The sequence below is a fragment of the Enterobacter cloacae complex sp. S2 genome (assembly GCF_015159675.1).
GTDB lineage: Bacteria > Pseudomonadota > Gammaproteobacteria > Enterobacterales > Enterobacteriaceae > Enterobacter > Enterobacter intestinihominis.
This window is the reverse complement of record NZ_JADDTS010000039.1, coordinates 1-21,161: the sequence shown is the minus strand read 5'-3', so window position 1 is coordinate 21,161 and position 21,161 is coordinate 1. Positions and strand designations below refer to the sequence as shown.

Annotated in this window: 19 protein-coding genes and 1 tRNA gene; 6 read left to right on the top strand and 14 right to left on the bottom strand. The window is 55.2% G+C overall.

The window, feature by feature from the left end; all coding sequences use genetic code 11:
- The first annotated feature begins 189 nt into the window (after positions 1-189).
- Together fadE and IPZ49_RS18290 are read left to right on the top strand one after the other, a co-directional pair.
- On the top strand, positions 190-2,634 hold the full coding sequence (fadE, locus tag IPZ49_RS18295) for an acyl-CoA dehydrogenase FadE (protein ID WP_063146730.1): 2,445 nt from the start codon (positions 190-192) through the stop codon (positions 2,632-2,634).
- A gap of 107 nt (positions 2,635-2,741) precedes the next feature.
- On the top strand, positions 2,742-3,512 hold the full coding sequence (locus tag IPZ49_RS18290; protein ID WP_023305484.1) for an amidohydrolase: 771 nt from the start codon (positions 2,742-2,744) through the stop codon (positions 3,510-3,512).
- Between the two features lie 41 nt (positions 3,513-3,553).
- Here the strand turns inward: IPZ49_RS18290 and IPZ49_RS18285 are convergent, their stop codons facing one another.
- From IPZ49_RS18285 to dnaQ, 9 genes are all read right to left on the bottom strand, one after another.
- Positions 3,554-5,155 carry a gamma-glutamyltransferase family protein gene (locus tag IPZ49_RS18285; RefSeq protein WP_063146732.1) on the bottom strand — a complete coding sequence of 534 codons (1,602 nt, stop codon included), beginning with the start codon at positions 5,153-5,155 and terminating at the stop codon, positions 3,554-3,556.
- A gap of 9 nt (positions 5,156-5,164) precedes the next feature.
- Positions 5,165-6,040 carry an ABC transporter permease gene (locus tag IPZ49_RS18280; RefSeq protein ID WP_048965741.1) on the bottom strand — a complete coding sequence of 292 codons (876 nt, stop codon included), beginning with the start codon at positions 6,038-6,040 and terminating at the stop codon, positions 5,165-5,167.
- A 2-nt stretch (positions 6,041-6,042) separates the two neighbouring features.
- Positions 6,043-6,984, bottom strand: a complete 942-nt coding sequence (locus IPZ49_RS18275; protein WP_022647136.1) for an ABC transporter permease — start codon at positions 6,982-6,984, stop codon at positions 6,043-6,045.
- Between the two features lie 18 nt (positions 6,985-7,002).
- The gene (locus IPZ49_RS18270) at positions 7,003-8,517 is read right to left on the bottom strand and encodes an ABC transporter substrate-binding protein (RefSeq protein WP_074143130.1); all 1,515 of its coding nucleotides are present in this window, start codon (positions 8,515-8,517) and stop codon (positions 7,003-7,005) included.
- Positions 8,518-8,519: 2 nt separating this feature from the next.
- Complete coding sequence (locus IPZ49_RS18265) at positions 8,520-9,602, bottom strand: ABC transporter ATP-binding protein (RefSeq protein WP_022647134.1); 1,083 nt, start codon at positions 9,600-9,602, stop codon at positions 8,520-8,522.
- A complete protein-coding gene (locus IPZ49_RS18260; RefSeq protein WP_048966291.1) occupies positions 9,599-10,612 on the bottom strand; it encodes an ABC transporter ATP-binding protein in 1,014 nt (337 codons plus the stop codon). Before IPZ49_RS18260 ends, IPZ49_RS18265 begins: the two co-directional genes overlap by 4 nt.
- Positions 10,609-11,328 carry a FadR/GntR family transcriptional regulator gene (locus tag IPZ49_RS18255; RefSeq protein ID WP_022647132.1) on the bottom strand — a complete coding sequence of 240 codons (720 nt, stop codon included), beginning with the start codon at positions 11,326-11,328 and terminating at the stop codon, positions 10,609-10,611. The genes IPZ49_RS18260 and IPZ49_RS18255 overlap by 4 nt, the downstream gene beginning before the upstream one ends.
- 387 nt (positions 11,329-11,715) lie before the next feature.
- Positions 11,716-11,792: transfer RNA gene (locus IPZ49_RS18250), tRNA-Asp, on the bottom strand.
- A gap of 132 nt (positions 11,793-11,924) precedes the next feature.
- Positions 11,925-12,656, bottom strand: a complete 732-nt coding sequence (dnaQ, locus tag IPZ49_RS18245) for a DNA polymerase III subunit epsilon (RefSeq protein ID WP_072201000.1) — start codon at positions 12,654-12,656, stop codon at positions 11,925-11,927.
- Here dnaQ and rnhA point away from each other — a divergent pair.
- A complete protein-coding gene (gene rnhA, locus IPZ49_RS18240; protein WP_160840538.1) occupies positions 12,610-13,188 on the top strand; it encodes a ribonuclease HI in 579 nt (192 codons plus the stop codon). The genes dnaQ and rnhA overlap by 47 nt on opposite strands.
- Here the strand turns inward: rnhA and IPZ49_RS18235 are convergent, their stop codons facing one another.
- Complete coding sequence (locus IPZ49_RS18235) at positions 13,189-13,905, bottom strand: class I SAM-dependent methyltransferase (RefSeq protein WP_063146734.1); 717 nt, start codon at positions 13,903-13,905, stop codon at positions 13,189-13,191.
- Positions 13,906-13,937: 32 nt separating this feature from the next.
- Between IPZ49_RS18235 and gloB the strand changes: the two genes are divergently transcribed.
- A complete protein-coding gene (gene gloB / locus IPZ49_RS18230) occupies positions 13,938-14,696 on the top strand; it encodes a hydroxyacylglutathione hydrolase (RefSeq protein WP_022647129.1) in 759 nt (252 codons plus the stop codon).
- 68 nt (positions 14,697-14,764) lie between these two features.
- Positions 14,765-16,129 carry a murein transglycosylase D gene (gene mltD / locus IPZ49_RS18225; protein WP_063146736.1) on the top strand — a complete coding sequence of 455 codons (1,365 nt, stop codon included), beginning with the start codon at positions 14,765-14,767 and terminating at the stop codon, positions 16,127-16,129.
- 52 nt (positions 16,130-16,181) lie between these two features.
- Here mltD and IPZ49_RS18220 read toward each other — a convergent pair whose 3' ends face one another.
- From IPZ49_RS18220 to IPZ49_RS18210, 3 genes are all read right to left on the bottom strand, one after another.
- The gene (locus IPZ49_RS18220) at positions 16,182-16,955 is read right to left on the bottom strand and encodes a class I SAM-dependent methyltransferase (protein ID WP_022647127.1); all 774 of its coding nucleotides are present in this window, start codon (positions 16,953-16,955) and stop codon (positions 16,182-16,184) included.
- 77 nt (positions 16,956-17,032) lie between these two features.
- Positions 17,033-17,833 carry an endonuclease/exonuclease/phosphatase family protein gene (locus IPZ49_RS18215; protein WP_032621812.1) on the bottom strand — a complete coding sequence of 267 codons (801 nt, stop codon included), beginning with the start codon at positions 17,831-17,833 and terminating at the stop codon, positions 17,033-17,035.
- A 137-nt stretch (positions 17,834-17,970) separates the two neighbouring features.
- Complete coding sequence (locus tag IPZ49_RS18210; protein ID WP_063146737.1) at positions 17,971-19,146, bottom strand: MFS transporter; 1,176 nt, start codon at positions 19,144-19,146, stop codon at positions 17,971-17,973.
- Between the two features lie 104 nt (positions 19,147-19,250).
- On the opposite strand from IPZ49_RS18210, the gene yafC reads away from it, so the two are divergent.
- Positions 19,251-20,156: a DNA-binding transcriptional regulator YafC gene (yafC, locus tag IPZ49_RS18205; RefSeq protein WP_022647124.1), complete on the top strand. Its 906-nt coding sequence runs from the start codon at positions 19,251-19,253 to the stop codon at positions 20,154-20,156.
- A 29-nt stretch (positions 20,157-20,185) separates the two neighbouring features.
- On the opposite strand, the gene dkgB is transcribed toward yafC, so the two are convergent.
- Entirely contained in the window at positions 20,186-20,989 is an 804-nt protein-coding gene (gene dkgB, locus IPZ49_RS18200; protein ID WP_048966286.1) for a 2,5-didehydrogluconate reductase DkgB, read from the bottom strand.
- Positions 20,990-21,161: the final 172 nt, after the last annotated feature.

Here is a 21,161-nt window from a genome sequence, read left to right as displayed (position 1 = left end):
AGCAGTAAAAGCGAGAAGCTAAAGCCATGCGAATCGTCCGGCGTTTTGATTTTTTGTGCCGGCTAAAACGCGAACAATGTGAACCAGGTTGTAATTATTTTGTAAACACATTGCTAAAGGAAATGACATCAACTACAACCATATCATCACAAGTGGTCAGACCTCCTACAAGCAAGGGAGCTTTTCTTTATGATGATTTTGAGCATTCTCGCAACCGTTGTACTGCTCGGTGTGTTGTTCTATCACCGTGTCAGTTTATTCCTGAGTAGCCTGATTCTTCTGGCCTGGACGGCTGCACTTGGCGTCGCTGGCCTGTGGAATATCTGGGTTCTTGTTCCCCTGGCCATCATTTTACTACCGTTTAACCTGACGCCGATGCGTAAGTCGATGATCTCTGTGCCGGTGTTCAGGGGATTCCGTAAAGTGATGCCGCCGATGTCGCGTACAGAGAAAGAAGCGATTGACGCCGGTACGACCTGGTGGGAAGGCGATCTGTTCCAGGGCAACCCGGACTGGAAAAAGCTGCACAACTACCCGCAGCCGCGTCTGACCGCCGAAGAACAAGCCTTTATTGACGGCCCGGTGGAAGAAGCCTGCCGCATGGCGAACGATTTTGCCATCACTCACGAAATGGCCGACCTGCCGCCTGAGCTGTGGGCATATCTGAAAGAGCATCGCTTCTTCGCGATGATCATTAAGAAAGAGTACGGCGGTCTGGAATTCTCCGCTTACGCTCAGGCTCGCGTCCTGCAAAAACTGGCGGGTGTTTCCGGGATCCTGGCGATCACCGTTGGCGTGCCAAACTCCTTAGGCCCGGGCGAGCTGTTACAGCATTACGGTACGGAAGAGCAGAAAGATCACTATCTGCCGCGTCTGGCGCGTGGTCAGGAAATTCCGTGCTTCGCGCTGACCAGCCCGGAAGCCGGTTCTGATGCCGGTGCGATCCCGGATACTGGCGTGGTCTGCATGGGCGAATGGCAGGGCGAACAGGTGCTGGGCATGCGCCTGACCTGGAACAAACGTTATATCACCCTGGCGCCTATCGCCACCGTACTCGGTCTGGCGTTCAAACTTTCTGACCCGGAAAAACTGCTGGGCGGTGAAGAAGATCTGGGCATTACCTGTGCGCTGATCCCAACCTCGACCCCGGGGGTTGAAATTGGTCGTCGTCATTTCCCGCTGAACGTACCGTTCCAGAACGGCCCGACTCGCGGTCAGGATATCTTTGTGCCGATTGACTACATCATCGGTGGTCCGAAAATGGCCGGTCAGGGCTGGCGTATGCTGGTGGAATGTCTGTCGGTGGGCCGCGGCATTACCCTGCCGTCGAACTCTACCGGCGGTCTGAAATCGGTGGCGATGGGGATTGGGGCTTACGCGCATATCCGCCGTCAGTTCAAAATCTCCATCGGCAAGATGGAAGGTATCGAAGAGCCGCTGGCGCGTATTGCGGGCAATGCCTACGTGATGGACGCCGCAGCCTCGCTGATTACCTACGGTATTATGCTGGGCGAGAAACCCGCCGTGCTGTCGGCGATTGTGAAGTACCACTGTACCCACCGTGCACAGCAGTCAATTATTGATGCAATGGATATCGCAGGCGGTAAAGGCATTATGCTTGGCGAAGGCAACTTCCTGGCGCGCGGCTATCAGGGCGCACCGATTGCCATCACCGTGGAAGGGGCAAACATCCTGACCCGCAGCATGATGATCTTCGGCCAGGGTGCGATTCGTTGCCATCCGTACGTGCTGGAAGAGATGGCCGCCGCGCAGAATAACGACGTGGATGCCTTCGACAAGCTGCTGTTCAAACATATCGGTCACGTTGGCAGCAATGAAGTTCGCAGCTTCTGGCTCGGCCTGACGCGGGGGCTGACCAGCGCGACGCCGACCCGCGATGCAACCAAACGTTACTACCAACACCTGAACCGTCTGAGCGCTAACCTGGCGCTGCTGTCTGACGTCTCCATGGCCGTTCTGGGCGGAAGCCTGAAGCGTCGCGAACGCATCTCCGCCCGTCTGGGTGATGTGCTGAGCCAGATCTTCCTGGCCTCTGCGGTGCTGAAACGCTACGACGATGAAGGCCGTCAGGAAGCGGATCTGCCGCTGGTGCACTGGGGCGTGCAGGATGCGATGTATCAGGCGGAACAGGCGATTGACGACCTGCTGGCAAACTTCCCGAACCGCTTCGTGGCGGGCGCCCTGCGCGCGGTGATCTTCCCGACCGGTCGTCACCATCTGGCACCGTCTGACAAGCTGGATCATAAAGTGGCGAAGATCCTCCAGGTACCAAGCGCAACCCGTTCCCGTATTGGCCGTGGTCAATACCTGGAACCTACCCCGCATAACCCGGTAGGTTTGCTGGAAGAAGCGCTGCTTGACGTGATGGCCGCCGACCCGATTCACCAGAAGATCTGCAAACAGCTGGGCAAAAACCTGCCGTTTACACGACTGGATGAGCTGGCAAAACAGGCGCTGGCGGGTGGCATCATCGACAACAGCGAAGCTGCGATTCTGGTGAAAGCCGAAGAGAGCCGTCTGCGCAGTATTAACGTGGATGATTTCGAACCAGAAGAGCTGGCGACTCAGCCGGTAAAGCTGCCAGAGAAGCACCGCAAACCTGAAGCGGCATAAGGTATTTTGCTCTCACAAACCCCGCCCCGCGCGGGGTTTTTTATTGCCACATTTTCTGGTAATGACGTGCTACAGTGTCAAAAAGTGTTTATTAAGGAGCCTGTATCGTGCCTGGTTTAAAGATTTCTGTTTTGCAGCAACCTTTAGTGTGGATGGACGGTCCCGCCAACCTTCGCCATTTTGATCGCCAGCTGGAAGAGATTACCGGACGCGATGTGATTGTCCTGCCGGAGATGTTCACCACAGGTTTCGCGATGGAGGCAGCAAAACAGTCCATGCCGCAGGACGAGGTGGTGGCCTGGATGCACGCCAGGGCGCAGGAAACAAACGCGCTGATTGCCGGCAGCGTCGCGCTCCAGACCGGGCGCGGACCGGTCAATCGCTTCCTGCTGGTCGAGCCGGAAGGAAACGTCCATTTCTACGATAAGCGCCATCTGTTCCGCATGGCGGATGAACATCAACATTATGAAGCCGGAAACGAACGCGTGGTATTTGAATGGCGCGGCTGGCGTATTCTGCCGCTGGTCTGCTATGACCTGCGCTTCCCGGTGTGGTCGCGCAACCGCAACGATTATGACCTGGCGTTGTACGTCGCCAACTGGCCCGCCCCACGCTCCCTGCACTGGCAGGCTTTACTGACCGCGCGCGCGATTGAAAATCAGGCTTATGTCGTTGGCTGTAACCGTGTAGGAACGGACGGTAACGGGCATCACTATCGCGGTGACAGCCGGGTGATCAGTCCGCAGGGTGAGATTATTGCCACCGCCGAGCCGCATCAGGCGACACGAATTGACGCTGAGATCTCGTTAACGGCGTTAAAGGAGTATCGGGAGAAGTTTCCGGCCTGGCAGGATGCAGATCCATTTAGCATTGGATAAGAAAAAGCCGGGTGGCGGCTGCGCCTTACCCGGCCTACAAATCAGCTCACCAACGCCTGCCCGTCTTTGCGGCTCTCCGTCGCAGCCACGTAGTGCCCTTCCGGCATACGGTAAATCACCTGCGCGCCGCCAAAATTGTAATCCTGAAGCGGATCTTCCACCACTATCTGGTGTCCGCGCTCGCGCAGCGCCGCGATGATATTGCGATCGAAGGTCGATTCAACAACCACTTCCCTGCCCTGCACCACGCGCCAGCGCGGGGCGTCAATCGCCGCTTGCGGGTTTTGCCCGTGCAGCATAATGCGCAGCGCCATCTGCATGTGCCCCTGCGCCTGCATCGGGCCGCCCATCACGCCGAAGGACATCAGCGGTTTGCCGTTACCGTCCATCGCAAAGCCCGGAATGATGGTGTGGAAAGGACGCTTGCTGCCCGCCAGCGCGTTCGGGTGTTTGGGATCGAGCACAAAGCCGCAGCCGCGGTTTTGCAGGCTGATCCCCGTCTCCGGCACCACGATCCCTGAACCGAAGCCCATAAAATTGGACTGAATAAAGGAGATCATCATCCCGCTGGAATCCGCTGCGCTGAGGTAAACCGTCCCACTCTGCGTCGGCGATCCGTACACAAAATCAGAGGCTTTATCGTGATTGATAAGCGCGGCGCGCGACTTCAGATAATGGTCGCTCAGCAGCGCTTTGGCGGCAAACTCCATATGCTCTTCATCCGCAACGTAGCGATCGAGATCCGCCAGCGCCAGCTTCATTGCCTCTATAGAGAGGTGCAGCCCCTGCACGGAATCCGGGTGATGTTTCTCGATGCCGCACTGCTCCAGAATGCCGAGCGCAATCAGGGTGGCGATCCCCTGACCGTTTGGTGGCAATTCCTGCACCGAACCGCCCGCGAAGTCGCGCGATAGCAGTTCCACCCAGTCCACACGGTGATTCGCCAGGTCTGCTTCGGTCAGGTGTGCACCATGTGCTTTGGCGAAGGCGGCAATTTTCTGCGCCAGTTCGCCACGGTAAAACGCGTCGCCGTTGGTTTTGGCGATCAGCTCCAGTGAGTTCGCCTGCGCCGGGTTACGGAAGATCTCCCCCACGCGCGGCGCGCGGCCTTCCGGCGCAAAGCAGGCACTAAACCCGGGCTGATCTTTCAGCTTGTTGTAGCCGCGCTGCCAGAGATGGCCGATCAGCGGCGAGACCGGGAAACCGTTACGCGCGTAATCAATGGCTGGCTGCGCGAGCGTGGTCAGCGGCAGCGTGCCAAAACGTTCAGCCAGCGCCACCCAGCCCGACACCGCACCCGGCACGGTCACCGCGTCCCAGCCGATTTCCGGTACGGCGGTTTTTCCGGCAAACAGATCCGCATGCCAGCTGGCTGGCGAACGACCGGACGCATTCAGACCGTGAAGTTTTTCACCGTCCCAGACAATGGCAAAAGCATCGCTGCCGATGCCGTTGCCGGTCGGCTCGACAACGGTCAGCGCCATGGCGGTCGCAATCGCCGCATCAACGGCATTTCCGCCCAGCTGTAGCATCTTCATTCCTGCCTGTGCCGCCAGCGGCTGCGAGGTGGCAACGGCGTTATGGCCCATCATCGGCGGGCGTCGTGAATCGTAACCGGTTGTAAAATCGAGCGCTTTGGTCATCATGACTCCTTAGTCGTGGCGCGGATCGAGCGCATCGCGCAGCCCGTCGCCGAGTAAATTAAAGCCCTGAACGGCAAGGAAAATCGCCACGCCGGGGAAAACCGACATCCACGGCGCCTGTTCGAGAAACCCTTTTGCGGTGTTGAGCATGGAGCCCCAGGATGGGTTCGGCGGCTGTTGGCCTAACCCTAAAAACGAAAGGCTGGCTTCGGCGATAATCGCCGAGGCAATGGCCAGCGTGGCCTGCACCAGGATAGGTGACATCACGTTGGGCAGAACGTATTTAATGATGATCCAGCGGTCCGGCAGGCCAATCGCCCGCGCGCCGTCGATGTACTCTTCGTTGCGAATGGCGATCACCTGGCCGCGCGTCAGGCGGGCGAAGATCGGCATTGCCGAGAGTCCAATAGCGATCATGGCATTCGTCAGGCTTGGGCCTAAGAATGCCCCCAGCGCGATCGCCATGATCAGGAATGGACAGGCCAGCAGTGCCTCAATAAAGCGGGAGATCACCCCGTCCCACATCTTCTGGAAATAACCCGCCACCAGCCCCAGCGGCACGCCGATGACAACCGCGATCGCCACCGACATACAGCCCGCCATCAGCGAGGTTCTCGCCCCCCAGATAATGCGGGACAAGATATCGCGCCCCAGCTCGTCGGTGCCGAACCAGTACATCGCCGATGGCGCTTTGCGCACCGCGAGGAAGTTAGCTTTGACCGGGTCAAATGGCGCGATCCACGGCGCCAGCAGCGCCACCAGCACAAAAAAGCCCACCACAAGCGCGCCAATCACCGCACTTTTATTGGCGAGGAATTTTTTCAGCACCCGGTTTTGCGCGCGCGGCAGCGCGGGCGCCACGGTTTGCGTCGTCAGTTCCGCCATGATTAACCTCGCATTTTCGGGTTGATAAGGACGTAGAGCACGTCAGCCAGCAGGTTGAGCATCAGGAAACCGATCGCCACGATCAGCACTACGCCCTGCACCACCGCGTAGTCGCGGTTGAACACCGAGTCGACGATCATTTTGCCGAAGCCCGGAATGGTGAACACCTGCTCGGTCAGCACCGCCCCGCCCAGCAGCTCGCCGAACAGCAACGTGGTGAGGGTGATCACCGGCACCAGCGCATTGCGAAAGGCGTGCTTCAGGATCACCGCTTTCGGCAGCAGCCCCTTAGCGCGCGCGGTGCGGATGTAATCCGCTTTCAGCACCGCAATCATCGACGCGCGGGTATGGCGCATCAGCGTCGCCGCCAGGCCGGTTCCGAGCACGGACGCGGGCAGCAGCAATGTCCGCAGGTTCTGGATCGGATCTTCACTGAACGGCACATAACCGGACGCAGGCAACCATTGCAGGTTTACTGAAAAGACCAGAATCAGCAGGATCCCCAGCCAGAAGTGCGGTATTGAGATCCCCGAGATCGCCACAAAGTTCGCCCCGTGATCGACCCAGCTGTTTTTGTTCACCGCCGCGAGGATCCCCATGCTGATACCAAACACCAGCGCGATAATCATCGCCAGCAGCGACAGTTCCAGCGTGACCGGCAGCTTGCTGGCAATCAGTTGCGTGACCGGCTCATGAGTGCGTAAGGAGACACCCAGATCGCCTTGCAGCGCCCGCGTCAGCCAGTTGAAATACTGCACGGGGATCGGCGCGTCCAGATTCAGCTCAGCACGCAGCTGGGCGATCACCGCCGGATCGCGCTCCTCCCCGGCCATGGCAATCAGCGGATCGCCAGGCAGCAGCTTTTGCAGGCCGAACACCATCATGCTCACCAGCAGCAGAGTGGGTATAGCCAGCAGCAGACGTTTGCAAATCAGTTCCAGCATGGGTTCTCCTCAGGAGGTTTATTTCGCCAGCGTTAAGCCAGCCAGACGCACAATGCCGTCCGGGTACGCTTTAAAGCCCTGCACGCGCTTGTTCAGGCCAAAAATGCGCGGTTCGAAGTAAAGGTATGCAATCGGCATATCGGTCTGAAGCTGCTTCACAACCTTGTCATACAGCGGCTGGCGGGCGGCCTGATCGGTGCTCTGACGCGCCTGCGTTAGCCATTCATCCACCTGAGCATTGCTGTAGCGGCCGTCGTTGAGGGTGCCTTTGCTGTTGATAAAGCCGTAGATGCTGCCATCTGGATCCGGGCGACCCGACCAGCCGGAGAAGCTCAACTGGTAGTCACCGCTCTGCTGGCGATCCAGCAGCGTGGCGAACTCGGTCATTTGCAGGTTCAGGTTAAAGCCCGCCTCTGCCACCATCGCCTGCAATACCTGGCCCACCTGCTGCGAGGTTGGGTTGTTCGGCACCAGTAGATTGACGGTCAGCGGCGCGGTGAAGCCTGCGGCTTTCAGCAGCGCTTTGGCTTTGTCGACGTCACGCGGGGGAACCGGAAGATTGACGTGATACGGGCTTACCGGCGAAAACGCCTGGTTTGCCGGAGTGTAAAGCCCTTCGAACACTACCTGGTTTAAAGCATCGCGATCGATGGCCTGGGAAAATGCTTCACGCACGCGGGCATCTTTGAAGGGATCGTTCGCCGGGACTTTGCCATTGTTAATATTGAAGGTGATACCCTGGTATCCGAGGCCCGTCACCTTCGCCAGCGCCAGCTTGCTGTCGGCTTCGACGGTTTTGACGTCGCTGGCGGCAATGCCTTCGGTCAGGTCGAGATCGCCCGCGCGCAGGTTCGCCAGGCGCACGGAGGCATCCGGGATCGGCAGATAGATAATTTTATCGAAGTGGTAGGCGTCTTTGTTCCAGTAGTTGTCGAAGCGGGTCAGCACAATGCGGTCCTGCGACACGCGGCTGTCGAATTTATACGGGCCGGAACAGACCGGATGGGCGGCAAAATCGGCTTTTTTCGCGGCTTCCGGCGCCATCATTGCGCCTGCGCGATCGGTGAGCTGCATCAGAAGTGCGGCATCCGGCGTTTTCAGGTGCAGGGCTATCTGCATCGGGCCGGTGACCTCCACCGACTCAACGGAAGAGAGTTCACTTTTACGCAGAGAGCCTTTTAGCGTCAGGGCCCGGTCGAGGTTGTATTTCGCGGCGGCGGCATCGAATTTTTCACCGTCGTGGAAGGCCACGCCTTCACGGAGATCCAGGGTCAGCGTTTTGCCGTCATCGCTCCACGCCCAGGATTTCGCCAGTCCCGGCACCACCTTGAGGTGCTCGTCCACGTCCACCAGCCGGTCACACAGGGAGGCAAAGACGAAGCGGCCATAATAGGTACGCGCCAGATGCGGGTCCAGCATGTCCGGATCTGCACCCAGGCCGATTCGCAGCACGCTTTCAGAATGGGCGGGCAGCGCCGCACCAAGCAACATAACACTTCCCAGTACGGTCAAAAGAGAATTACGCATTGTCATTATCATGAGTTCCTTGAAGGAAGGGAGGAGTGAGTAGCCGCGTGTTCAAACAGCGCGCGGCGGCGCAAAAATGCGGCGGATGGCGGTGCGATCTGTATAACGCTGCGATCGCGATTAATCTCCTGCCAGCGGTGGCAGGCGACCTGACGTCCGCCGTCGATTACCTGATGAATCGGCTCAACCTGACGACATTCATCGCTAACATAGGGGCAACGGGTGTGGAAACGGCAGCCGGAGGGCGGATTAGCCGGGTTCGGTAAATCACCCTGCAACAGCGGCGCATCCCGCGCTACGCCTGGCTGCATTTGCGGCGCAGAGGCAATTAATGCCTGGGTATAAGGATGCAGCGGCGCGTCGAAGATATCGTCGACGGTGGCCAGCTCGACGATTTGCCCAAGATACATCACCGCCACGCGGTCGCTCATATGACGGATAACCGCCAGACCGTGGGCGACGATCACCATCGTTAGCCCCAACTGGTGCTTCAGGCTTTCCAGTAAATTGACCACCTGTGCCTGGACGGAAACATCCAGTGCGGAAACCGGTTCATCGCCCAGCAGCAGCTTTGGGCCTGACGCCAGCGCGCGCGCAATGCCGATACGCTGACGCTGCCCGCCGGAAAATTCGTGCGGATAACGTCCGGCCCAGGCCGCGGGCAAGCCGACCGTCCTGAGCAGCTCGGCGACGTGGTACTGGCGATCCGCTTTTTTCATGTTCTGGTGCAGCCACAGCGGCTCACCGACAATCTGTTCTACCGTCATGCGCGGGTTCAGCGAGGCGAAGGGATCCTGAAAGATGATCTGTAGCTCACGCCGGAGCTGGTTCAGACGTGCGCCTGAGGCGTGGGTGATCTCCTCACCCTGATAAAATACGCGCCCTTCGCTGGCGCCCAGCAGGCGCAGCAGCAGACGGCCGAGGGTGGATTTCCCGGAACCTGATTCGCCGACAATAGCCAGCGTTTCGCCTGGCAGCACCGACAGTGAAACGCGGTCAACAGCCGTGACAAAGCGGGCCGGCGTAAACAGTTTTTTCGGGCCGGGGAAAAGCTTGCTCAGATCCCGGGCTTCAAGAATGGGCGTGGTCATGCAATTTCTCCCAGGGCAATGTGTTGTTCCAGCGGCACGCGGAAGCAGGCAACCTGATGACCCGTGCCGAGCATAGTGAGCGGTGGTTTTTCAGCATGACAGCGCGTCTGCGCGAAGGGACACCGGGTGGCGAAGCGGCAGCCCTGAGGCATAGATTCCGGCAGCGGGACCGATCCGGGAATGGTGGAAAGCTGGCCCTTGCGTACGCCAAGGGAGGGGATCGAGCCCATCAGGCCAATTGTGTACGGGTGCTGCGGGTCGGCAAATATCGCCTCGACGCTTCCCTGCTCTACTACCTGGCCGGCATACATCACCACCACCTGCTGCGCCACTTCGGCCACCACGCCTAAATCGTGGGTGATCATCAGCACCGCCGTGCCCGTTTCTTCTTTTAAGGTATTGAGCAGAGCGAGAATTTGCGCCTGAATGGTCACGTCCAGAGCGGTAGTGGGTTCGTCAGCGATCAGTAATTTGGGATGGTTTATCAGCGCCATCGCAATCATCACGCGCTGGCGCATACCGCCGGAAAGCTGATGCGGGTAAGCCTTAAGGCGCATCTCTGCGGCCGGGATCTGCACCTTCTCCAGGATCTGTAGCGCAACCGTCATCGCCTCAGCCCGGGAGATCGTTTGATGGCGCATCACCGCTTCACTGAGCTGATCGCCAAGCGTGAAAACCGGGTTGAGCGAGGTCATGGGCTCCTGGAATATCATCGCCAGCTCGCTGCCGCGCAGATTGGCATACTCGCGCGGCGAGAGCTTGCGCAGATCGTGGCGGCGGAAGTGCATCTCCCCGCTGACGATCCTGGCGCTGGCAGGCAATAACCCCATCAGCGCCAGGGAAGTGATGCTTTTACCACAGCCGGACTCGCCCACCAGCGCCAGCGTTTCGCCCGCCCTTACCATCAGCGAGATATCTTCGAGCACACTCACCGGCGAGCCCGCGAATTTAACGTTGAGGTTTTGCAGCCGCAGTACGGGAGTGGAGTCCTTAAAGGGTATCGTCGTCATAGCGTGGAATCGTCCTCAAGGTGGATGGCCTGAATCAGGGCGGTTTGCAGGCTGAGCAGGTGTTCGCGCATGGCGGCCGCAGCTTCATTAGGCTGGCGATGAATAATCGCTGACATGATTTTGTGATGGTGGTCGTTGTAGTTGTCGACACGTTCGGGGGTGCGGGCAAGCTCGCGTAAATACTGCCAGCCGGGCTCCCGGCGGACGGCATCTATCGCATCGAAAAGCCCTAGCATCAGGCGGTTGCCGGCAGCTTCCGCAATGGCGCGGTGAAAGGCGCTATCCCACAGTTCGTTAAGATCGCGGTCATCCGGGCTGACCTTGTCAATGCGTTCCAGCATGCGCTGCATGAGCGCGAGGTTTTCCCTGGTGGCACGCAGTGCCGCAAGTCGGGCTAAGCCGGGTTCGAGCTGTAGTCGAGCTTCCATGACTTCCAGCAGGTTGGTTTGCTGAACCAATCCCTGAAGCGCCAACGGCTCAACAGGGGCAGCCGGACCAATGAAGGTACCTTTGCCCTGCTTGCGCCAGATCCGCCCTTCTTCTTCCAGCACGTCCAGCGCGCGACGCACTTCGCGTCGTCCTACGCCGAGTGTTTCCGATAGCTCACGTTCAGTGGGCAGCGGAGTGCCTGGTGTTGACTCGTGCTGGTTGATAAGCCCGCGCAACTGGTCAAGCGCGGTGCTGGAATTTGCTAAAACCCGTGAAGGTTTTTCCATATTGGTTCGCTCGCTTTCATCATGACTTTATTTTTATTAACGATAAGTTATTGATATGACGGACTACTTATCGTGCTAATGATTAAGCAATAAGCGAACCAATAGCGCATTGGTTCAGATCTTTTCTGAAAAATGATCGGTAACCGAATGATTTCTTATGAATTATTTTTACATAATTATTACATAACTAAGTGAGGTTCGGAGAGGAGATGGGCAAACAATGCACAAAAGCAGTGCAAATAACGCACTAAAACCGTGCAAATGTTAATAAATTGCACTGATTATATTAACTTTTTGTTAACGAAAATAAGAAGAGAGTTAAGCGAGTGTAGGGAGTATAAAACGACGAAAGCCTGAATCATTTCTGATTCAGGCTTTCTGAATAAGTGGCGGAACGGACGGGACTCGAACCCGCGACCCCCTGCGTGACAGGCAGGTATTCTAACCGACTGAACTACCGCTCCACTGTTCCCGCTTGGGGAACGAGGCGAATATTACGGTCTGCCTCGTAACTCGTCAACGCTTTTTCTCAGGTTTTGAATCGTTTGCTGCAAAAATCACCCAAACGGTGATTTAACAAACGTTTCCGCCTTTTTTCACCCACGCCACAGACAGCTTCCGCCCTTCTTCTGAACTAAATCGAGGCGAGATTCGTGGTTCATCAGCTCTTCATCACTGGCTAAAACAACCCGCAGGCGATTAGCCTGGCGCACGACACGCTGAATGCCGCCTTCATCCCGCGTCTGCTGGGATTCATTTTCCATACTGAATTTTATCGACGTTTGCCCGCCGGTCATGGTCAGGTAAACATCGGCCAGGATCTGGGCATCGAGCAATGCGCCGTGCAGGGTTCGCTTGGTGTTGTCTATCTCATAGCGAGAGCACAGGGCATCAAGGCTGTTACGCTTGCCGGGAAACATCTTCCTTGCCAGCGCCAGGCTATCCGTGACTTTACAGAACGTATTGGTCTTTGGAATATCGCGGTTGAGCTTGCTGAACTCATAGTCCATAAAGCCGATATCGAACGACGCGTTATGAATGACAAGTTCCGCACCTCTGATGTAGTCGAGAAATTCATCCGCGACATCGGCGAAGGTGGGCTTATCCAGCAAAAACTCATCGGCAATCCCGTGAACGCCGAACGCTTCCGGATCCACCAGCCGATCGGGTTTGAGGTAAACGTGGAAGTTGTTGCCCGTAAGACGGCGGTTCACCACTTCAACGGCACCAATCTCAATGATTTTGTGCCCTTCGTAGTGGGCGCCAATCTGGTTCATACCGGTGGTTTCGGTATCAAGAACAATCTGGCGAGTAATTGCAGTGCTCATAGCGGTCATTTATGTCAGACTTATCGTTTTACTGAACGTTTCAAATACAGGAAGTCTACCAGAGATGCGTAAACAGGTAGAAATTTTCACCGATGGATCTTGTCTCGGTAACCCAGGGCCCGGCGGCTATGGCGCCATTATGCGCTATCGCCAGCATGAAAAAACATTTAGTGAAGGCTATTTCCTGACCACCAACAACCGCATGGAGTTGATGGCGGCCATCGTGGCGCTGGAAGCCTTAAAAGAACATTGTGACGTGGTGCTGAGTACCGACAGCCAGTATGTTCGCCAGGGCATTACCCAATGGATCCACAACTGGAAAAAGCGCGGTTGGAAAACGGCAGAGAAAAAACCCGTCAAGAATGTCGATCTCTGGAAGCGTCTTGATGCCGCCCTCGGTCAGCACGAAATCAAATGGGAGTGGGTAAAGGGGCACGCCGGTCACCCTGAAAACGAACGCTGTGACGAGCTGGCTCGCGCGGCGGCATCAAACCCAACCCATGAGGATGCAGGTTATCAACCTGAATCCTGATCACGGTTTTTTGTACTGCCGCGTGGCACCCACGGTCTGGCGGATCCGCGTTTTTGATTTGCTTTGCTTCATTGGGTTGAGCGTAAGTGGGATCGTCCTCTTACGCGCGACAATAAATTGCATGCAGCCCAGCGCGGGTAAATGGGTACTTAATAAGACCCCGCCTTTACGCGTCCAGGGGATGACCTGAAAACCCCCGTAGCTCAGCACTTCGAAATTTAACAATGAAAGCCAGTCCAGCTGGCGCATCATGGTAAACATCCGGCTGTTATATGGCGCCGTGCGGCGCAGAACGGGCGTCAGTTTACGTAGCCCGATCAGACTCAGCGGATTAAAACCGCTCAGGATCAGCCAGCCGTCATCAATCAACACGCGGTCGGCTTCCCGCAGCAGACGATGGGGATCGCTACACCAGGGCAGCGCATGGGCGAGCAGACAGGCATCAATGGATTTTTCCGCAAACGGCAAATGCAGCGGATCAGCCTTCACCTGAACCGGGGAGCCATTAAGCGATACGCTAACCTGATGCGAGATAGCGCAGCTTTCGGTATTGATTTCTGCGCTCAGATTGCCAATCTTAAGCAGGTGAAAACCATACATTTTCGCGAGCCAGGGTTTAAGCTGAAGTTCTAAGGCCTCGCGATAATATTCACCCCAGGGCAACTCTGCCCAACGTTCCGGTGGTGCGACAGTCTGAGGTATCCTTGCCGGTTTCATCAAAACACCCGCCACGCTATAAGAGGTAATGCATGAATCTTATCAGTATTTCCGCCTTTCAGGACAATTACATCTGGGTTTTAGTCGATGACGATCGCAGATGCATCATTGTTGATCCCGGCGAATCCGTACCGATCCTGCACGCGATAGAAGAAAACGACTGGCAGCCTGAAGCGATCCTCCTTACCCATCACCATCACGATCATGTCGGTGGTGTTCCCGATCTCCTTGCGCGCTATCCCCATATTCCCGTCTACGGACCAGCAGAGACACAGGATAAGGGTACGACGCAAGTTGTCGAAGAAGGCGAAAGTATCCTCATCCTCGGGTGCGAGTTTTCCGTATTTGCTACGCCAGGTCACACTTCCGGTCATCTCTGTTTCTACAGCAAACCTTATCTTTTTTGTGGCGACACGCTGTTTTCCGGCGGCTGTGGAAGGCTGTTTGAAGGCACGCCAGAACAGATGTATCAATCTTTACAAAAAATTAATGCGCTGCCAGCCGACACCGTAATTTGTTGCGCACATGAGTATACATTAGGGAATATGAAGTTTGCTGCAAGCGTACTACCAGAGGATCGGGCGATTCAGGATTATTACCAGAAAGTGAAGGAGTTACGTGCAAAAAACCAAAAAACACTCCCCGTAATTCTGAAAAATGAGCGACAAATAAATTTATTTTTAAGAACGAATGACGTTGATTTAATTAATAAAATTAATCAAGAAACAAATTTGTTACAACCTGAAGCGCGATTTGCATGGTTAAGGTCAAAGAAAGATAACTTCAGATAATTGCGGGTTGCCTTTTCAAAATTTCGCCGTTATCATCGCTCGTCTTTTAAGCAACTATTGACACACACATGAAGGCAAAAGCGATATTACTCGCCTCTGTCCTGCTTGTAGGTTGCCAGTCACAAAACGGCAGCAACGTACAACAGCACGCACAGAGCCTTTCTGCGGCTGGTCAAGGGGAAGCAGGGAAGTTTACGAGTCAGGCGCGATGGTTGGACGATGGGACATCCTTCGCGCAGGAACAAGACTTGTGGGCCTCTATTGGCGACGAGCTAAAGATGGGAATTCCGGAAAACAGCCGGATTCGCGAACAGAAACAGAAGTATTTGAGAAATAAGAGCTATCTCCACGATGTAACATTACGGGCAGAGCCGTATATGTACTGGATAGCAGGGCAAGTTAAGAAACGTAACATGCCTATGGAACTGGTACTACTACCCATAGTGGAGAGCGCTTTTGACCCGCACGCGACGTCTGGCGCCAATGCAGCAGGCATCTGGCAGATCATTCCGAGCACAGGGCGAAATTATGGTTTAAAGCAGACCCGCAACTACGATGCGCGTCGTGATGTTGTCGCTTCAACGACAGCCGCTCTCGACATGATGCAACGTCTGAACAAGATGTTTGACGGCGACTGGTTATTGACTGTCGCGGCGTATAACAGTGGTGAAGGTCGTGTACTGAAGGCAATGAAAGCGAATAAAGCGCGTGGAAAATCCACAGACTTCTGGTCGCTCTCACTGCCACAGGAAACAAAGATTTACGTACCGAAAATGCTGGCACTGAGTGACATTCTCAAGAACAGCAAACGTTACGGTGTACAACTGCCAACACCAGACGAAAGTCGTGCACTGGCGCGTGTCCGCCTCAGCAGCCCTGTTGATATTCAACAGGTTGCTGATATGACGGGTATGTCGGTAAGTAAGCTTAAAACCTTTAATGCAGGTGTTAAAGGCTCCACGCTGGGTGCAAGCGGCCCGCGCTATGTGATGGTTCCGCAGAAACACGCGGAGCAGTTACGTGAGTCTTTAGCTTCGGGTGAAATTGCAGCCGTTCAGTCTACGCTGATTGCTGATACGTCGCCTGTAAGCAGCCGCAGCTATAAGGTGCGTTCAGGTGATACGCTTTCAGGTATTGCATCACGTCTTGGCGTGAATACGAAAGATCTCCAGCAGTGGAATAATCTGCGCGGATCCGGTCTGAAAGTGGGTCAAACGCTGACCGTAGGTGCAGGTAGCAGCGCACAGCGTCTCGCTAATAACAGCGATAGCATTACCTATCGCGTACGTAAAGGCGACTCGCTGTCCAGTATTGCTAAGCGTCACGGCGTAAACATCAAAGATGTGATGCGCTGGAACAACGATACTGACAACCTGCAACCTGGCGACCAGCTGACGTTGTTTGTGAAAAACAGCGCTACGCCAGATTCCTGATAGTACGATCGCTTATTAAAAAGGCACCGATTCCCCTCGGTGCCTTTTTTGTTTATCCCGCTTTTTGCGCTTCAGCCATAATGGTGTCGCTGGTAAACGAACCATCGTCATGCAATTCAAAGTACGCCTTGACATCAGCAGAGGCACTCTCCTGATACAATCGGATCGCCTGAGTTAATGCCTCCGGTGTGCGCATCCGTGCAATCCATGACGTGAACTCCAGCGGCAAACGGTCGGTTATCAATGAGCGTGAAATCAAGCCAGCTTCGGTGATAAACGTAAGCCACTCTCCACTGGAGTAGTTTTGCACGTGCGAGGTATCACGCAGCGCTTCAACCGTCTGGAGCCAGATATTCCGTACCGGATGCCCGGGAGACATCACGTCCATGATGATGAATATTCCGCCCGGTTTGAGCACGCGTTTCACTTCCCGTAATGCCTGCCCCACATCATGCCAGTGGTGTGCAGAGTAACGGCTAATCACAGCCTCAAAGGATGCATCCTCAAAGGGTAAAGATTCAGCGTAGCCCTGGCGCGTCGTGACGTTATTCAGCCCTTTCGCTTTCGCCGCTTCAGCAACCACATCCAGCATCTGGCTCGATAAGTCATATGCCGTCACCTGAGCAACCTGCTGTGCGGCGGTAAAACTGGCGTGCCCCGCCCCGCAGCCTAAGTCCAGCACGTGCGCGTCAGGAAACGCGGCGAGCCGTTCGCCGAGACGTACCAGATCGCGGCCAGAGGCATGTACGGCACTGCTCAGGTAGGCACTTGCCTGAGAACCAAACTGTTTTTCGACGTTGTCATGATGGGAGTGTGTTGTTGTCATGTTGCTGTCCTTTTATGGGTTAAAAAATAAAGGGCAGCACCCGCACAGGCCTGCCCCACGGCAGACCTGACGCACCATTATTTATCAGGTTTGCCGGGACTGAATTCAACTAGTAGAGGATTATGATCGGAGGCGCGCGTCACCAGAACGGAGGCGTCGTGCACGCTTAAACCCCGATAGAAGACAAAATCGAGAGGACGACCAAACGCTTTCTTGCGCTGGTCATCGTTAAAACGAACTTCACGCAGCGACATTTCACGCGCGAAGCGGTACAACGCGTTCATACGCGGACGGCTCCAGGCATTGAAGTCCCCGGCCATAATGATCGGCCCACTGTGATGAGCAATCTGATCGCCGATGGGAAGTAACTGCTTACTGTACACATCAACACCCAGGCTGAAGTTCACCGCATGAATGTTTACCACCATCAGCAGACGGGTGTCGGGCAACGGATAGACCGTGACCAGCGCTGATTTTGCCAGACGCAGGATCGGCTCACGTTCACGCAGCGGGCAGCAATAGACCGGATGTGCGGCTGAAAGGGTCATCACCCCGGAAGGATGCTGTGGCAGAACAAAGGCAGGCACCTGATCGGCTGCAAGATAGTTCGTCGTTGCAAACCTGACCAGTTCAGGCGTGGTTTGCGCCTCCTGTAACAGAACCAGATGCGCATCTTTACCAAAATTTTGAAGTACGGATAACCACTCCGCACGCTGTTGCTTAAAGATGTTCCACACCAGTACGCGAATTTTTTCGTCACTGCTTAATGGAGTGCCCGCTGGTAATGCCTGGCTAAGGCTCGCAAACGACCCCGGAGGCAAGATCCTCTCCGCAGGCATTCCGGCAACATAACGCATGGCATAGGTATTTTTTCGCACTTTTGGAAACGGCCTCTGTAACATGAACCAGCCCGGAAAACGGACTGGTTCTAATGTTATAGGGATTTTAGGTCACACTTTCAACGCAATTACTGAGAAACCGCTTTCCAGTTTTGTAAGCAAGCACTTACTGATACTTATCCAAGTGCAACGCGAGCGGGTTTATCAAGCCGTCCACTGAGACCAATAAGGAGGATAGCGATAAGCACAATTACCGCACCAATCCATGGCGTTTGGGTTAATCCAACATGTTCAACCACCTGCCCACCGATAACCGAACCGAGTGCGATACCGATATTAAATGCGGCGATATTCAGCCCAGATGCGACATCCACCGCATTAGGCGTATAACGTTCGGCTTTCTGCACAACATATACCTGCAATCCCGGCACGTTACCAAAAGCGAATATCCCCATAACCAACACCGTTACCAGCGCGGCGTATTGCATCGATGCGGTGAACTGGAAAATCATCAGCAGGGCAACCAGGGCGGCGAAGATGAATTTCAGCGCCGGTACCGCACCATGCTTATCCGCAAGCTTGCCGCCCCAGATATTGCCGATTGCGACGGAGATACCGTAGCCCAGTAAAATCCAGCTCACCGCGCCCGGAGAAAAACCAGCCAGTTCCTGCATCATCGGTGCAAGGAAGGTGAACGCAGTGAACACACCTCCATAACCCAGGGCCGTAACGGCATAGATCAGCAGCAGGCGCGGGTGTGTCAGAACCTTAACCTGATCGCTCAGGCTGACGCTCGCGCGCCCCGGAATACTGGAGGGCACCAGCAGCAGGCTGGCTACCAGAGCAATCACGCCCAACAGCGATACCGCGAGGAAGGTTTCACGCCAACCAAAATGTTGTCCGATAAACGTTCCTAACGGCACGCCGGTGACCAGCGCGACGGTTAAGCCACCAAACATAATCGCAATGGCTGACGCCGCTTTCTCTTTTGGCACCAGGCTGGTTGCAATCGTGGAACCGATGGAGAAGAAGACACCGTGCGCGAGGCCTGTCAGCAGGCGGGCAATGACCAGCGTGGAGTAATCCGGTGACTGCCACGCCAGAATATTGCCAGCGGTGAAGAGCACCATCAGGGCAACTAACAGTTGTTTACGTGGAAAGCGTCCAGTCAGTGCGGTCAGCACAGGCGCCCCAACAGCGACGCCTAACGCGTAAATAGATACCAGCAGCCCGGCAGAAGGCAGCGAGATAGCGAGTTGTTCAGCAATGGTAGGAACAAGTCCTACAATAACAAATTCGGTCGTGCCAATTGCGAAGGCACTGATCGTCAGGGCAAGAAGCGCCAGTGGCATAAAATACTCCGTCTCTTCAGGATTAAGATGACAGGCAGTATGCGCCAGTGTTTAAATAACAAAAATGGTTAGAATCTCAATAGAATTTTGCAGGTGACGCAATAATGAAAGCCACATCGGAAGAACTGACTGTCTTCGTTGCCGTTGTTGAAAGCGGCAGCTTCAGCCGTGCTGCCGAACAGCTCGGACAGGCGAACTCCGCCATCAGCCGCTCGGTGAAAAAGCTGGAGATGAAGCTCGGGGTGAGTCTGCTCAACAGAACAACGCGGCAGCTCAGCCTGACGGAAGAAGGTGAACGTTATTTTCGACGCGTGCAGTCCGTTTTGCAGGAGATGGCGGCAGCAGAAACGGAAATCATGGAATCTCGCAGCACGCCGCGTGGGCTGCTGCGCATAGATGCGGCGACGCCGGTCGTGCTGCATTTCCTGATGCCGTTGATTAAACCCTTCCGCGAACGCTACCCGGAGATGACCCTGTCTCTGGTCTCCTCTGAGACGTTCATTAACCTGATTGAGCGTAAAGTTGACGTGGCGATCCGCGCGGGAACCCTGACGGATTCAAGTTTACGCGCTCGCCCTCTGTTCACCAGCTACCGCAAAATTATCGCGTCACCGCAATATATTGCAGAGCATGGCAAACCTGAGACCGTTGAGGAGCTGAAGCAGCACCTTTGCCTGGGCTTTACGGAGCCTGTCTCGCTGAACACCTGGCCCGTGGCCTGTCATGACGGACAACTTCATGAGATCACCTGCGGACTTTCGTCTAATAGCGGGGAAACGCTGAAACAGCTATGTCTTGAAGGAAACGGGATCGCCTGTTTATCAGACTATATGATTGATAAGGAAATAGCCGCGGGCCAGCTAGTTGAGCTAATGGCTGACAAACGCTTACCTGTAGAGATGCCTTTTAGCGCGGTGTATTACAGTGACAGAGCAGTAAGTACGCGCATACGCGCTTTTATCGACTTCCTTAGCGAACATATAAAAACAGCTCCCGGAGGAGCTGTGTGAGGGTTTAAGGGTACAGAGGGAGGGTTTTATTAATCCCAGTTAGGTGCTAACCCTTCGGGACTGACCAGACGATCGTTGCATTCCAGTGCAGCGATCGCTTTTTTATCTTCATCATCGAGCTGGAGATCCCACGCTAACAGGTTACTTGCCAGGTTTTCACGTTTGGTTGAAGACGGGATCACGGCATATCCTTCACCTATCGCCCATGCCAGGATCACCTGTGCAGCTGTTGCATTGTGTTTTTCAGCGATGCGTGCAATCACTTCATCTTTCAGGGCCTTACCATATGCCAGCGTCATGTACGAGGTGATGTGAATGCCATGCTGTTTCGCCCAGTCCACAACTTTGCGGTTTTGCAGGTAAGGAGAGAGTTCAATCTGGTTAGTAGCAATATTCTCTTTACCCACTGCGGCAATGGCTTTTTCCATCAATGGGATAGTGAAATTCGAGATACCAATTTCACGCGTCAAGCCCTGCTCTTTTGCTTCCAGCAGCGCCTGCATGAACTCTTCTACGGAGACGGCATCGCCAGGTGATGGCCAGTGGATCAGCGTCAGATCAACATAGTCAGTACGCAGCTTTTTCAGACTTTCCTTCAGGCTCAGGATCAGCTTGTCTTTGCTGAGGTTCTCAATCCAGATTTTGGTGGTGATGAAAAGCTCATGGCGCGGTACGCCGCTCTCCTCGATAGCCTGACCTACGGCAGCTTCGTTGTCATAAATCTGCGCCGTATCAATAGCGCGATAGCCCAACTCGAGTGCGGTTTTAACAGATGCGATAACAACGTCGTCCTTCAGGCGAAAAGTGCCCAGACCCAGTGCAGGGATAGTCATATCATTCCTCAATCGTTATGTTCGTAAACTGAGGAGGATTATCGCTGTGGTTGTTATGTCGAAAAAGATCGTAAAACGCAGAGGATTTTTGCTAATTTCGCAATAGTTAAACGACAGATAAGAAAAAAGCCCTGAGCGTTAGCTCAGGGCTTTTAATAAGTGGCGGAACGGA